The following is a 13,394-nucleotide window of genomic DNA, read 5'->3' on the forward strand; positions in this document are numbered from 1 at the left end:
CAAGGACTGGGCTGAGAAACGCCCCGAACTATTCAAAAAACGCGTATACAATCTTCGGGGACTTGACATCAAGGCAAGAACCCCGACGATTTCGACTATGTCTTCAACCTCCAATACGGCGCGAAGTACGCTCATGAGCATCCGGTGATCGCTGAGATTCGTGCAATGGTCGATGAAGACACGCGATTGAATGCAAATGCGCAACAGCGTCTGACTGCCGAGTAGTCCGCTATAGCATTTCTCGCGTTGGAGTACGCGGACGCGAATTCCCACCATGCCTTGGCGCAGAATGTCGAGGTTCGTGTCTCACCTCAAGGCGAGTCTTGGGAACTGTCAAGTCACGAAAATTCACGAGCTGATTGCGATTTTGGAGTCGGATCATGATGGAACCTGAATGAGCCTCTACCCTCGACTCGACGATCTGCTCGAACTGCGCCATCAGGCCCATACCCTGGGTCTGCAGTCGCATCATCTGGTCAATTCGGCCTTCGCCGGGCTCTATGCCTCGGTGTTCCGGGGTGCCGGGGTCAATTTCGAGGAGGTGCGCGAGTACCGCGAGGGCGACGACATCCGCTACATGGACTGGAAGGTCACGGCCCGCACCAACGAGCCGCATATGAAGATCTTCCGCGAGGAGCGCGAGCGGTCCGTGGTGCTCTGCGTCGACAAGGGGCCGCACATGAGCTTCGGCACCCGAGGCACCTTCAAGTCGGTCCAGGCGGCGCGCGCAGCGGCGCTGATCGGCTGGGCGGCGAGCCGGCTGAACGACCGGGTCGGCGGTCTGGTGTTCGGCGATCCGGAGACCGGGCTTCAGCATTTTCGGCCGTCGCGCGGACGGCGGGCGCTGTGGCAGGTCCTGCGCACCCTGAGCCAGCCGGGGACCCGGATGGATCCCTCGATCGACTGTCTCGGCGGTGCCCTGCGCCGCGCGACCACCGGGCTTCCGACCGGCTCGCTGCTGTTCGTGATCGCCGATCTCAACCGCGAGGTGGTGGGCCTGGAGCAGGTGCTGGGCGATCTCTGTCAGCGCAACACCGTGGTCCTGGTCCCGGTCGACGACCCGGCCGACTGGGAGATCCCCGCGATGGGCATGGCGACCTTCACCGGCACCGACGGCAGCCTGATCGAGATCGACACCGACGACGCCGAGGCCAAGGCCCGCTTCCGCTCGGGCTGGGAGGCGCGGCGCGAGCATCTGCAGGCGATGGCGCACCGGCTGCACATCCTGCTGCTGCCGGTGCGCACCGACGCCGAGATCCATCTCACCCTGATCCGCAACCTCGAACAGCGCGCCCGCTCGCGAGCCGTCTAATGGATCCCATCTTCACACCCGTTCAAACCCTCCAGCAGCTGCGCGACATCCGCGACATGCCGCCGGTCTCCTGGTGGCCGCCGGCGCCCGGCTGGTGGCTGGTCGCGCTCGCCTCTCTGGTGCTGGGATATCTGATCTGGCGCTGGCGGATGCCCCTGAGCCTGCGGGTGCCCATCCCCGGCATCACGCTCGGGACCTGGCGCTGGGACGCGGCCTCCGCCCTGCGCGACCTGAGGCGCCGGCTGCACGGCGGCGCGGATGCCAAGGTGATCGCGGGCGACCTCTCCGAGCTTCTGCGGCGCATCGCCATGGCCCGGCTGGGACGGCCCGCCTGTGCCGGTCTGACCGGCGAGGACTGGCTCGGCTGGCTGGCGGAGCAGGATCCCAACGGCTTTCCCTGGCGCGAGCGCGGCCGGTCGCTGCTGATCGCGCCCTATGCGCCGTCCGGGGCGATGGCCGCCGGGTTGGAAGACTTGATCGATGCCGCCGACGGCTGGGTGAGTGCCCCCAAGCCCAAATCGGGCTCGGGTCGCCGGCTTCGACTGCCGGGCAGGCGTCGCGCCGTTTCGCCGGCGGGGGAGGGCGGCCATGTTTGAGTTCCAGTGGCCCTGGGCTGCCCTGCTGCTTCCGCTGCCCTTGCTGATCGCCCGCTTCTGGCCCGATCGGCGCGTCCAGCCGGAGGAGGGGCTGGAAGGACGCCGCGACACCTTGCTGCATCCGGCGCTGGAGGAGCTGCGGACCGCCTTCAATGCGCGCCGTCCGCGTCTGCAGCTCGCCGGCTGGCTGCATCGCGCGCTCCTCTATCTCTTGTGGCTCGGTCTGGTGCTGGCCCTGATGGGGCCCCAGTGGCTGACCCCCTACACCGAGATCAGCACGCCCGGCTACGACCTCATGATCGCGGTCGACGCCTCGCATTCGATGGAGGCGCTCGACTTCAGCGTCGAGGGCCGTCAGGTCAACCGCATGGCGGTGGTCAAGGGCGTCATGGGGCGCTTCATCGACGCCCGCGACGGCGACCGGGTCGGGCTCATCCTCTTCGGCAGCCAGTCCTTCATCCTCTCGCCGCTCAGTCTCGACCGGCATGCGGTGCGTCAGCTGCTCGACGGCGTGGTGCCCGGCATCGCCGGTCCGGCGACCGCGCTGGGCGACGCCATCGCGCTCGGCGTCAAGAAGCTGCGCGAGCGTCCCGAGGGCTCGCGGGTCATGATCGTGATCGCCGACGGCGACAACAACGCCGGCAGCTTCGCGCCCAAGGAGGCGGCCATGCTGGCCCGCGCGGCCGGGGTGCGCATCTATGTGGTGGGGGTGGGCAGCAAGCAGAGCAGCATCCCCATCTTCGAGGACGGCAGCGTGCGCTACCGCGACGACCTCACCATGGACGAGGACACGCTGCGCGAGATCGCCAGCCTGACCGGCGGCGGCTATTTCCGCGCCACCGACACCAGCGCCCTGGAGGAGATCTCCGCGCGCATCGGACAGCTCGAAAAGACCGAGGCCCAGGCTCGCACCGCCTATCTGCCTCGACCACTCTACCGCTGGCCCCTGGGGATGGCGCTCCTGGCCCTGCTCGGCCTGGGGCTCTTCCCCGAGGGGCGCAAGCGCTTCGTACGCAGGTTCGCCAGTGACTGACAAGGGATTCCACTTCGACCAGCCGCTCTGGTTCCTCGGCCTGCTGCTGATCCTGCCGGTCGCCGTCTGGCTGGCCCGCAGCGCGGCCAAGGCGGCCCAGGGCGCCATCCATCGCTATGCCGATCCCCATCTGCTGCCCTATCTGACCGGCACCCGCGACCTGCGGACCGCCGAGCGCTGGGGCCGCTTCCTGCGCTGGTGTCTGCTCTGGACTCTGCTGCTGACCGCCATGGCCGGGCCGCGCTGGGACTATCGCGACATCCGTCTCTTCCATCCGGGCAACAACCTGCTGGTCCTGCTGGACATCTCGCGCTCCATGCTGGCCGAGGACGTGAGCCCGAACCGGCTCGGCCGCGCCCGCCAGGAGCTGCAGGACCTCATCGTCCAGGACCGGCAGGTGCGGCTGGGCCTGATCGTCTTCGCCACCGTGCCGCACGTGCTCTCGCCCATCACCGAGGACATCGGCAGCATCCTCAACGCACTGCCTGCGCTCTCGGCCGATCTGGCCAGCCCCGAACTGCAGGGCAGCAGTCCGACCCGCGCCCTCACTCGTGCCGAGAGCCTGCTCGCCGGTCTGCCCGAAGACAGCGCACGCTCCATTCTGCTCATCTCGGACGGCGACTTCGAGGAGCCGGGCCTCGCCGACCAGGTGGGGCGTCTCGCGAACCAGGGTGTAAGGCTGCACGTGCTGGGCGTCGGCACGCCGGAGGGCGCGACCGTCCCGGCGCCCCAGGGCGGCGTGGTGGTGGATCCGCGCGATCCGAGCCGCGCGCCGGTGCGTTCCGCATTGAACGAACCGCTGCTCGAATCCCTGGCAGCAAGGGGCAAGGGTCTCTATCTGCGCGCCGATTTCCGCGACGCGGATACCCAGCAGATCCTCGAGGCCGCTGCCACCAGCCGGCTTCCGCCCGAGGCGAGCGACGCCCGCACCCGGATCTGGAACGAGCGCTATTGGCTGCCCGTGCTGTTGCTGGTCGTGTTGCTGATCCCCCAGTTCCGCAGTCTGCCGCCACGCCGACGCCGTCCGGCCCGTCAGCCCGAGGGTGGTCAATCATGATTCGAGCAATAATTGTTGAACCGCAAAGGACGCGAAGAACGCAAAGGGTCTCGATGATTCGTCTTCGCGCCCTTTGCGCCTTTGCGGTTCCCATTCTCTGTATGACGGCCTTACCCGCGCGCGCGGACTGGTTCGAGACCGACGAGCTGCAGGCCTACGAGGCCTATCGCTCCGGCGATTATGCCGAGGCCGCCAAGTCCTTCGAGAATCCCTATCGGCGCGGCGTCGCACTCTATCGGGCCGGTCGCTATGCCGAGGCCGAGCGTGCATTCGGGGCGGTGGATTCGGGGGACTTCCGCGAATCGGCCCGCTACGATCAGGGCAACGCCCGCTTCAGGCTCGGCGACTACATGGGCGCGGCCGAGGCCTACGAGGACGTCCTGGCCGGAAATCCCTCGCACGAGGACGCGGCCTTCAACCTGGCATTGACGCGCTCCATGCTGGCCAGGCTCGAACAGGAGCAGTTCCGCGATCGGACCGATGCGCCCAAGAAGGAGGACGACGCTCAGTCCGGCGACCGCTCGACAGACCAGCAACGCAAGGACGTGTCCAAACAGGCTTCGTCCGAGGAGACACGGTCGGATCGGCCGCCGTCTGAGCAGGAAAGATCCCAGCAGAAAAAGTCCGAGCAACAAGAGTCGCAACAGCAGTCCGGTCAGAAACAGGACGAAGAGCGGCAGGACAATCAGCAACAGCAGTCGGGCGATGGCGAGCCTCAGCCGTCCGACTCATCCGGATCGGAGCAGCAGGAGCAGTCCGGCGAGGGTTCATCCGGCGAGAGCGGTCAGGGCGGTGGCTCCGAGGATCGATCGGGCGGAGACTCGACGGCCGAGCAAGGGAATTCCGGACAGGGCGATGCATCGAGCGGCCAGGACGGAGCCTCCAGTCGCGAGACAACCGATGGAAACGGCGATCGGAGCGAGGATCAGGATCGCACCAACGGTAATCGGCGGAACGCGGACCGCGATGCGCGTGGCAAGGGCGGTGAGCGTCTCGATACGGACGGTGAGTCGGGCGAGCGTGCGTCGAGCCGCGATGGGCGCGGGGACCGTGGGGAGGATGCGAAGCGGGACGCTCGGAGCCGTCGCGATGATTCGACGCGTGAGGAATCGGGTCGCGGTGAGAAGGGCGATGAGCGCGGTCGACGCGAGTCCTCCGAGCGTGATGCCGAGGACCGGGGCGCGGGCGGCGACGAGTCCCGAGAGCAAGGGCCGGGCAAGGAGGAGGACGGTGAGGGTTTCAAAGGCCGCTCGGATCGCGAGCGGGGAGCAGCGGGCGAGGGCGGCGATCGCTCCAAACCGGAGGAAGGCGATGAGGGACGCTCGGACCCGGATCGTCCGACGAGCGAGCGGCGAGGTGGCGGTCCTGGACCGGCCGGTTCGGAGCGCATGCGTCTTCCCGCGTCGCTCGACGCACGTGATGCCAAGGCGGTCGATCGGTTCGACCAGCTCGGCCGTCAGCCCGGTGTCGACATGGACGCCCAGACCAATGAGGGCCAGATGCCCTCGCTGGAGGGGATGCGGGCGATGGGCGGTCCTGGCATGGCGGTCATGGAGCAGCGTCTCCGACAGCTACAGGGAGATCCGAGCCTCTTGATTCGCAACCAGTTCCGAATCGATGAGATGCGTCAGATACAGGGCATGACGGGTGGCTGGCGGGAGGTGAGGCCGTGGTGAGGTCATCCGCCGATTCCTGGAGCGGGCGATGGCCTTGGCTGGCTGGCCTGCTGTGGAGCTGTCTGTTGGGCGCTGTCCAGGCTCAGCCCTATTACGGACAGCCCTACCCGATGCAGACCTATCCAGGTCGGGGCTACTATGCGCCGCCCTATTACGGGCAGCCGCCGGGCTATGGACAAACTCCCAATCCGCAAGGACAGGCGCCCAGCACGGGGGCTTCGGCCCAGCAGCCCGCGACGCCCCAGTATCGCCCCTTATCGCCGAGCAACGCCCAGGGTGTGCCGCCGACCTATCGGCCGTCCGCGCCGAGTCAACCGTCCTATGGCACGCCTGGCTATCCCTCGGGTTGGCCGTCGTCCTATGCCCAGCCCTCGGGGCGTTCGCCGGGTCCGGCTGCGCTTACTCTGAGCTGGTCGCTCGTCGAATCTGCACCCTATCTCCAACAGCCGGTGGTTTTGAGCCTCGAACTCGTGAGTCAGAGCAGTCCGAGCACGCTGGATCTGGAGTTGCCGTCGAGCAACGATGTGCTGATGAAGACGCTGGAGGGGCCGACGACCGGTTCGCGCCAGATCGATGGCCGGCGTGAGGTGGTCAACAGCTTCGTCGTCACCCTGGTTCCGCTGCGCACGGGTGAACTCGAATTGCCGCCGATCCGTGCGCTGGGGCGCTGGACCAATGGCCAGCGCTTCGAGGCCGCGACCGACCGTGCGGTGCGGCTGCAGGTACGGCCCTCGATGACCTCGGTGCGTCCCTGGCTGCCGCTGGAGTCGTTGAGTCTCAAGTCGACCCTGGATCGCCAAGGGATGCTGGAACCAGGCCAGCCGGTGACCCTGACTCTGGACATCTCGGCCGAGGGCGCCACTGCGGTCCAGTTGCCGAGCCTCGAGAACCAGCTGCGCGGCGAGGGCTTTCGGGTCTATCGCGAGCAGACCCTGACCGACACCCGGGTCTCCTCCGACAGACGTCGTTTGCTTGCACGCCGCACCGAGTATTACACCCTGGTGCCCCAAACCGGCGGTCGGATCACTCTGCCCGAGATGAGCGTCGCCTGGTGGAACGTCGAGCGAGGCGTGCGCGAGGTGACACGGTTGCCGCTCAAGACCCTGAACGTGCGCGGTGGCGGGCCGTTCGGTCTGTCTCAGGGCGCCTTTTCCGCTTCGGTTTGGCTCAAGGTCTGGCTGCCGGTCGGTGCGCTTTTGCTGCTGGTGGGCGGCTATTGGCTAGGCGTGCTCTATCGCGGCCGTCCGCTCCAAGCCGGGGCGGATCTGTTGAAATTCGGTTGGCGTGCCCTGGTCATCGGACTGGGTCTGATCGCGATGCTGTTGCGACGCTATCTGGGCGGCTGGACGCTGGACTCCCTGCGTGAGGGGCTGCGATCGATCTGGTATCGCTCGATGAGCCCGGGCAGTCGCATCCTGCATTGCGTGCGTCGCGCCAACCGGGCCGAGACAGCGGCCGAATGGTGTCGTCTGTTCGAGGCCGAGTCGCGCGTCTGTCTGTCCGCGCATGGCGATCTCGCCCCATCTTCGCTGATCCGTCAGATTCAGCGCTATCGTCCCGGTGCCGATTCGGCGGTGCTGAAGCGGCTCATGGAGCAACTGGATGCGGCGCGCTTCGCCAACCGGCCGATCGATTTCGCGCGCTGGAAGCGCGAGCTGATGGGACAGGTTGGGCGCCGAGCCGCGTTGCTGCATGGCCGCCGTACGGTCGGTCGCGTGCGCTGGAACGCGCTGCCCGAGCTGAATCCACGCTAGTCGGTTCGGACCGGGAGACGACGCGTACGGCTTGAGATGGTTCGCGGGGTCGTCCATCTTTTGGTTCGTATTCGACTCGTTTCTGGAAAGCCTTCCGGGCCAGCCGCTATCCTTGCTCCCCCGTGCCAATCCATGATTCTTCCTCCGCTCGCGACGACGACTCCGATTCCCTGCCGGATGTCCTCGAACCTGTCGATTCGCCCGATTCGCCCGATTCGCCCGATTCGATAGAGGGCGAAGGTTTTCCCCTGGGCGAGCTGTCCACGGAGGCGGTTGCCGATCCGGAGCCGGAGATGGCACCGGAGCCAGCGCCCGAGCGAGGCGCTGGGATTCTGGCGCGACTCCTCGGGCTGCGTCTACTGGTTTGGATCTGGCGTGGGGCCGTTGCGATGCTCGTGTTCCTCATGCTGTCCAGCGTGCTGCTGGTCGGCATCCTGCGCTGGGTGGATCCGCCCGCCTCGGCCTTCATGCTGAGGCATGCCTACAACGTCTGGCGTCTCGATCAGAATCCGCCCTATTACCAGCATGTCTGGATTCCCTGGGAGCGTATTCCGGTCAGCATGCGCCTGGCCGCTATCGCCGGAGAGGATCAGCGTTTCCCGGATCACCTGGGGTTCGATCTGATCGAGATCCGTCATGCGGTGACCGATTATGTTCAAGGCGGTCGGCTGCGCGGCGCCAGCACCATCAGTCAGCAGACGGCGAAGAATCTCTTTCTTTGGCCGGGCTCGGGCTGGTGGCGCAAGCTGTTGGAGAGCTGGTTCACGCTGGCGGTGGAGTCGCTCTGGCCGAAGGAGCGCATTCTGGAGGTCTACCTCAACATCGCCCAGTTCAGCCCCAGCACCTACGGGATCGAGGCCACCAGCCGGCGCTATTTCCACCACTCCGCCGCCGAGCTCACGCCCGAAGAAGCCGCCTTGCTGATCGGCGTGCTGCCCGCGCCCGGAATCTATCAGCTGGATCGACCGTCGGAGCGGTTGCGATGGCGCGCCGACTGGATCCTGGATCAGACCCATCGGCTGGGCGGAGAGCGCTATCTGCGTCGATTGTGAGGGTACCGGGCTACGGGGTGCGGGCTGGAGGCGCTCCCTCATTCGCAATAGCGTTCCACCAGTGCCTGGTGGTAGGCGAGCTTGTTCTGGTTGAAGTCCTTTTCGCTGCGGGTGCGGTAGCCGTTCAGCACCTTCTGGTGCCATTTCGCGACCTCGCTGCGGTGTTTGGCGCACTTGGCGGCGTCGAAGCGGTGCGTGTCGGCGTGCCGAGTGCGTTCCGTCTCTTCGGCGCGGCGGGCCTGTTCGCGTGCTTGGGCTCGGCGTGTGCGCGCGTCGCGCATGGATTCGACCTGTTTACCGACCGAGTAGTCCTCGGCCGATGGGGCATCTTTGGAGATCTGGGTGTCGACGGAGAGGCCGGCGGATTGGTCGCTCGCCTCGCAGGCGGTTTGCTGATAGGTCGTGTGCCCGTTGGATCCCCTGCACTTGTAGAGCTCGGCCTGGGCGGCCGTGCCGGCGAGCAGGAGTGCGATACCGAGGAGGCGCAGGGCGTTACGGGGCGCATGATGCATGGACGAGGTCCCCTTCGAGGTTCGAGAGAGGACCTTACAACAGTAAACTATTTGTGTTCAATAGACCCCGCATGGCGGGGCCGATGCATTAGCAGCAGGCACGGCGTTTCGCAGCCGCCTCGGCGAGTTCATGCAGCATGGGTAGGGTGTCGTCCCAGCTGACGCAGGCGTCGGTGATGCTCTGACCGAAGATGAGGTCGTTGTTCGGGCCTACGTTCTGTCGTCCTGCGACCAGATGGCTCTCGATCATGACGCCCATGATGCGGCGGTCGCCGCGACCGATCTGTCCCGAGACGTCCTGACAGATGCGAATCTGCTTCTCGGGGCGTTTGTTGCTGTTGGCGTGGCTGAAGTCGATCATGATCTTGGGCGTCAGGCCGGATTCGAGGATCTTCTCCGAGGCGATGCTGACGCTCTCGGTGTCGTAGTTCGGGCGCTGGCCGCCACGCAGGATGATGTGGGTGTCGACGTTACCGGTGGTGCTGAAGATGGCCGACTGGCCTTCCTTGGTCACCGACATGAAGACGTGCGGGCGCGCGGCGGCATGGATGGCGTCGATGGCAACACGGACGTCGCCGTTGGTGGCGTTCTTGAATCCGATCGGGCAGGAGAGGCCCGAGGTCAGTTCGCGATGGCCCTGGCTCTCTGTGGTCCTGGCGCCGATGGCGCCCCAGCTCACCTGGTCGGCGATGTATTGGGGGCTGATGAGATCCAGAAACTCGGTGCCGGCTGGGACGCCCATCTCGTTGAGGTCGAGCAGCAGCTTGCGGGCGATACCGAGCCCTTTGTTGATCTCGAAGCTGCCGTCGAGGTTCGGGTCGTTGATGAGGCCCTTCCAGCCGACGGTGGTGCGCGGCTTCTCGAAATAGACACGCATCACCAGCAGCAGGTTTTCGGCGAGCTCGGTGCGCAGCGGCAGGAGGCGCCGGGCGTATTCGAGCGCGGCCTCTGGATCGTGTACGGAACAGGGGCCGACCACGACCATCAGGCGGTCGTCGTTGCCGTGCAGGATGCGTTGGATCTCGTGGCGCGTGTTGTAGACGGTGTCCGCCGCCGTCTCGGTGAGCGGGTATTCCTGATGGAGTTCGTTCGGGGAGCGGACTTGGGTGATTTCGCGGATGCGCAGATCGTCGGTACGGTGCATTGTGGGCGTTGCGATGATTCGGAAAGCGCTCAAGTATAAACCCAGAAGCGCTCCGTGGTCGGCTCAAAGCCTTGTCCTGGCGCTGTTTTCCGGCGATCCGCAGGATTCGCCTATAGCCGATGGCGGTTGATGAAGTCCACGACCGGGCCGAAGCGCCCCGAGCGGACACGACTGATGCCTGCATAGTCGATGTTGATGCCGTACCAGCGTTCCGGCTCCATGTGGAGCACATGTCCGGCGATGGCCCGAGAGACCCCTGCGTGGCAGACGATCAGCACATGCCGTTCGGCGTCGGTCTCCAGTAGGCGATCGAAGGCTTCGGCTACGCGCGCGCAAAAGCGATCCAGTGGCTCGGCTCCCGCCGGACGGGAGCCGAGCGGGTCGCGATAGAAGGCGGCGTACGCCTCCGGTTCGCTCTCGGCGACTTCGGCATGCGAGCGGCCCTCCCAGGCACCCATGCCGACCTCGCGAAAGGCAGGCTCGATCGCGAGCGGCAGACCATGTTGCTCGGCCAACTCGGTTGCGAAGTGCTGGCAGCGGATCATGGGCGAGGAGATGATGCGGTCCCAGGGAGCCGATTCGCCTAGCGCATCGCGCATTTGGCCCCAGCCCAATTCGGAGAGCGGATCGTCCGTTCCACCGCCGCGATAGCGTTGTCCTCCCTCGGGTTCGCCGTGACGGATGAGGTCGATCAGGGTGTCAGTCATGCTGGCTCCTCTTCGGAGTGCTTGGTGAAAGGGGGAATGTGCCGCGATGTAGCGGGATGGGGCGAAGGGCCTGGTTCAATGCAAGAGATGACATCATGAAATCCAAGATCTACGAAGGCATTCATAAACAAGAGCAGGGCGGGATGACCCCGACGGCCAATATCATTCGCGACGCCTGGGTCTTCGGCCTGCTGCCCGAGGAGGAGACCTGCGAGGGGTGGACCATCCAGGGCATCGACGCACTCTACGACAAGGTGAGCGTGGCATGGGAGCCCTATGGTCATCTGGCTTCCAATCTGCCGCCGGAGTTGCGCGAGCGTCATGCGCGCATCTACGGCGCGGCGATCGCCGAGGCCCGAGCGGCCGGCTGGGATCCCGAACTTGACGAGAGCGATTGAGACGCTTGGCGTTCCGGCGCCGGGAGGATTCATGTCCAGCTATTTCGTCCGTGAGACCTTCTTTCGCCCCGACTGCGAGGTCGCCCGCGAGCAGACCCGCATTCCGGCCAGCCTCTATGGCGCGCTGGTTTCGTTGCGCCGGGATGCGGGCGACAAGGGCGTCTTCGTGCCCATTCGTTCGCTGCAGTATCTGGCCGTGATCGATCGCGAGGAGGTCGTCTTCGTCGACGCTGTCGGGGGCTATGCCCATCGCGATGGCGAAGGCGGTCGATTGATTCGGATCGCCTGGCGGCCGGTCGTCCGACGGGACTCGCTTTCCGCTCCCGTTTCCTGTGAAGTGATCTACTATTTTAGTGGTCTAAAGGATATTCAGCGGCGACTTCTGTCCGATCTGGCATCGGAGGTCGCCAAGACGCTTGAGCGGCGGTTCGTGGAAGACGGCGGGGTTTGGGAAGGGCGGATCCTGCCGTTCCCTTTTCCTGTTTTTCGCTGAAGACCGGCGAAGCCATTCTCGATAGCTCAAGCAAGACAGGGAACCCTTTGGGACCGGGATGTCCGCCGTTCCAGATGTCAGTTCAATTCGGCACCTCGGTGCCATCTATAACGATCGGGTCGACCGGCCCGAGAGACGGAGGATTCCATGTCAAAACTTTTAACCTGGCGCGATGAGTGGTCACTGCACATCGATGTCCTGGACAAAGACCATCGAGCCCTGATCGAACGGCTGAGCGATATCTGCGTGCGATTCTGTCCCGAGGCATCGGCCGGGCGTTCCGGCGATGCGATGGCCCTGCTGGATGCCTTGAGTCAGTTGGGCGATGAGATGCGCCAGCATCTGCAGCGCGAGGAAGACTTCATGCGCGCATTCGACTACGAGGGCGTCGGAGAGCATCAGAGCGAGCATGCCCTGCTGCTGGCCGAGTTCACCGCCTTGCTTCGCGAATGGCGGGCGGAGGGGCTGCACGTCTTCGACGAGTCGACCCAGAGCGTTCTGTCCGATTGGCTGCTCGCGCATATTCTCGGCGCCGACCGGGAATTCGCCGACGTCTATTTCCGTCTGTGCGGCAAGGATGTCTCGAACGATCAGGAGCCACGGGCGATGCGGCAGCTGCAATCCAGCTATCGCTCCGGTCTTCGCTCGACCTTGACCAAATAGGTTCCCCAATGCGCCGATTGCAGTCGTCAGAGGGGTCGCATTGGGGCTGACCCTCACGCAATTCTGGGCGTTGCCGCAATCGCTCAGTCCGCCTGAGGTCATGATTCGATGCAGCCGTTCGGTCCTGTCGTAGCGACCGGTGGGATAGGCGTTCATGAGGCGGACCTGTGCCGGGGGCGCGGGTCCGATGAAATCCGAATGAAGCCCGAACTGAGGGCAGACCGCCATGCAACAGCCGCAGCTCATGCCGCAGCTGTAGAGATAGTTGGCGGATCATTCGGCGGGCGGGATGCGGGGTGCGCCATCTTGGATGTCCCAGGTGCCGTCCAGCTCGATCCAGGCCATCGCCCGTTGCAGTCGTCCCGTATCCATGCGCGAGCGGTCCACCAGCAGATGGCGTTCCACCGGAAACTTGGGTCGCGGCTCCAGCACGATGGACTGCTCCAGATCGTCGACCAGCGCCGAGCAGGACGGACGCGGCACCCTGTTGATCGACATGGCGCAGGATCCGCACACGTCCTCCATACAGTTGTGATCCCAAGCCACCGCCTCGACCCGACGGCCATCGGTCGTCACCGGGTCCTCCCTTAAGACGCATCAGCATCGAGACGACGTTTTGGTCCGGCGCATAGGGCAGTCTGAACGTCTGCCAATAGGTGGCGTTTCGGATGCATCCTGGCGGCGGATTCTGAGATGTCTCCACTCCTGCATATTGACCCTCACCGATAGTCGCGCGGATCCGTTGGCGGATAGACGCTCAGATCCACCTCCTCGTAGCGGATCCTGGGTCCGGCCGGATTCCATTCCGCGACGCTCGCCTTCAGCCAGCGGTCGCTGTTCGACTTCCAGCGCGTTCGATCGTCCTCGTATTCGGGATCGCCGGGAAAGGTGCCGTCCGGGATCAGGATCAGTTTGAACACTGAATGAAGCCGTCGCAGCAGAAAATGGATATGATCGAGCGAGGCGTTCATGGCTGACCCGAATGACTGGTTCCGGC

15 protein-coding genes are annotated in these 13,394 nt (G+C 65.3%); 10 read left to right on the forward strand and 5 right to left on the reverse strand.

Features of this window, described 5'->3' with window-relative positions; translation table 11 throughout:
• The first annotated feature begins 394 nt into the window (after positions 1 to 394).
• From ACFSJC_RS19220 to mtgA, 7 genes are all read left to right on the forward strand, one after another.
• The gene (locus tag ACFSJC_RS19220) at positions 395 to 1,312 is read left to right on the forward strand and encodes a DUF58 domain-containing protein (protein ID WP_386028817.1); all 918 of its coding nucleotides are present in this window, start codon (positions 395 to 397) and stop codon (positions 1,310 to 1,312) included.
• The gene (locus tag ACFSJC_RS19225) at positions 1,312 to 1,908 is read left to right on the forward strand and encodes a DUF4381 domain-containing protein (RefSeq protein WP_386028818.1); all 597 of its coding nucleotides are present in this window, start codon (positions 1,312 to 1,314) and stop codon (positions 1,906 to 1,908) included. Before ACFSJC_RS19220 ends, ACFSJC_RS19225 begins: the two co-directional genes overlap by 1 nt.
• The gene (locus ACFSJC_RS19230; RefSeq protein ID WP_043756097.1) at positions 1,901 to 2,941 is read left to right on the forward strand and encodes a VWA domain-containing protein; all 1,041 of its coding nucleotides are present in this window, start codon (positions 1,901 to 1,903) and stop codon (positions 2,939 to 2,941) included. Before ACFSJC_RS19225 ends, ACFSJC_RS19230 begins: the two co-directional genes overlap by 8 nt.
• A complete protein-coding gene (locus tag ACFSJC_RS19235) occupies positions 2,934 to 3,998 on the forward strand; it encodes a vWA domain-containing protein (protein WP_386028819.1) in 1,065 nt (354 codons plus the stop codon). The genes ACFSJC_RS19230 and ACFSJC_RS19235 overlap by 8 nt, the downstream gene beginning before the upstream one ends.
• A gap of 101 nt (positions 3,999 to 4,099) precedes the next feature.
• A complete protein-coding gene (locus ACFSJC_RS19240) occupies positions 4,100 to 5,674 on the forward strand; it encodes a tetratricopeptide repeat protein (protein ID WP_386028820.1) in 1,575 nt (524 codons plus the stop codon).
• A complete protein-coding gene (locus ACFSJC_RS19245; protein ID WP_386028821.1) occupies positions 5,668 to 7,428 on the forward strand; it encodes a hypothetical protein in 1,761 nt (586 codons plus the stop codon). Before ACFSJC_RS19240 ends, ACFSJC_RS19245 begins: the two co-directional genes overlap by 7 nt.
• Positions 7,429 to 7,721: 293 nt before the next feature.
• Positions 7,722 to 8,480, forward strand: coding sequence for a monofunctional biosynthetic peptidoglycan transglycosylase (gene mtgA, locus ACFSJC_RS19250; RefSeq protein ID WP_386028822.1), 759 nt, complete (start codon positions 7,722 to 7,724; stop codon positions 8,478 to 8,480).
• Positions 8,481 to 8,518: 38 nt separating this feature from the next.
• Here mtgA and ACFSJC_RS19255 read toward each other — a convergent pair whose 3' ends face one another.
• From ACFSJC_RS19255 to ACFSJC_RS19265, 3 genes are all read right to left on the reverse strand, one after another.
• Positions 8,519 to 8,992: a DUF4124 domain-containing protein gene (locus ACFSJC_RS19255; protein ID WP_386028823.1), complete on the reverse strand. Its 474-nt coding sequence runs from the start codon at positions 8,990 to 8,992 to the stop codon at positions 8,519 to 8,521.
• An 88-nt stretch (positions 8,993 to 9,080) separates the two neighbouring features.
• Complete coding sequence (locus ACFSJC_RS19260; RefSeq protein ID WP_386028824.1) at positions 9,081 to 10,136, reverse strand: 3-deoxy-7-phosphoheptulonate synthase; 1,056 nt, start codon at positions 10,134 to 10,136, stop codon at positions 9,081 to 9,083.
• Between the two features lie 110 nt (positions 10,137 to 10,246).
• Positions 10,247 to 10,843 carry a histidine phosphatase family protein gene (locus ACFSJC_RS19265; RefSeq protein WP_386028825.1) on the reverse strand — a complete coding sequence of 199 codons (597 nt, stop codon included), beginning with the start codon at positions 10,841 to 10,843 and terminating at the stop codon, positions 10,247 to 10,249.
• 95 nt (positions 10,844 to 10,938) lie between these two features.
• Between ACFSJC_RS19265 and ACFSJC_RS19270 the strand changes: the two genes are divergently transcribed.
• From ACFSJC_RS19270 to ACFSJC_RS19280, 3 genes are all read left to right on the forward strand, one after another.
• A complete protein-coding gene (locus ACFSJC_RS19270; protein ID WP_386028826.1) occupies positions 10,939 to 11,241 on the forward strand; it encodes a hypothetical protein in 303 nt (100 codons plus the stop codon).
• 31 nt (positions 11,242 to 11,272) lie between these two features.
• Positions 11,273 to 11,734 (forward strand): hypothetical protein, encoded by a 462-nt coding sequence (locus tag ACFSJC_RS19275; RefSeq protein ID WP_386028827.1) that lies wholly within the window; start codon positions 11,273 to 11,275, stop codon positions 11,732 to 11,734.
• A gap of 147 nt (positions 11,735 to 11,881) precedes the next feature.
• Positions 11,882 to 12,397 (forward strand): bacteriohemerythrin, encoded by a 516-nt coding sequence (locus ACFSJC_RS19280; protein ID WP_386028828.1) that lies wholly within the window; start codon positions 11,882 to 11,884, stop codon positions 12,395 to 12,397.
• 273 nt (positions 12,398 to 12,670) lie between these two features.
• On the opposite strand, the gene ACFSJC_RS19285 is transcribed toward ACFSJC_RS19280, so the two are convergent.
• Together ACFSJC_RS19285 and ACFSJC_RS19290 are read right to left on the reverse strand one after the other, a co-directional pair.
• Positions 12,671 to 12,973, reverse strand: coding sequence for a 2Fe-2S iron-sulfur cluster-binding protein (locus ACFSJC_RS19285; RefSeq protein ID WP_386028829.1), 303 nt, complete (start codon positions 12,971 to 12,973; stop codon positions 12,671 to 12,673).
• 143 nt (positions 12,974 to 13,116) lie between these two features.
• Positions 13,117 to 13,368 carry a hypothetical protein gene (locus tag ACFSJC_RS19290; protein ID WP_386028830.1) on the reverse strand — a complete coding sequence of 84 codons (252 nt, stop codon included), beginning with the start codon at positions 13,366 to 13,368 and terminating at the stop codon, positions 13,117 to 13,119.
• Positions 13,369 to 13,394: the final 26 nt, after the last annotated feature.

The sequence above is a fragment of the Thiorhodococcus fuscus genome (assembly GCF_042682685.1).
Taxonomy (GTDB): domain Bacteria; phylum Pseudomonadota; class Gammaproteobacteria; order Chromatiales; family Chromatiaceae; genus Imhoffiella; species Imhoffiella fuscus.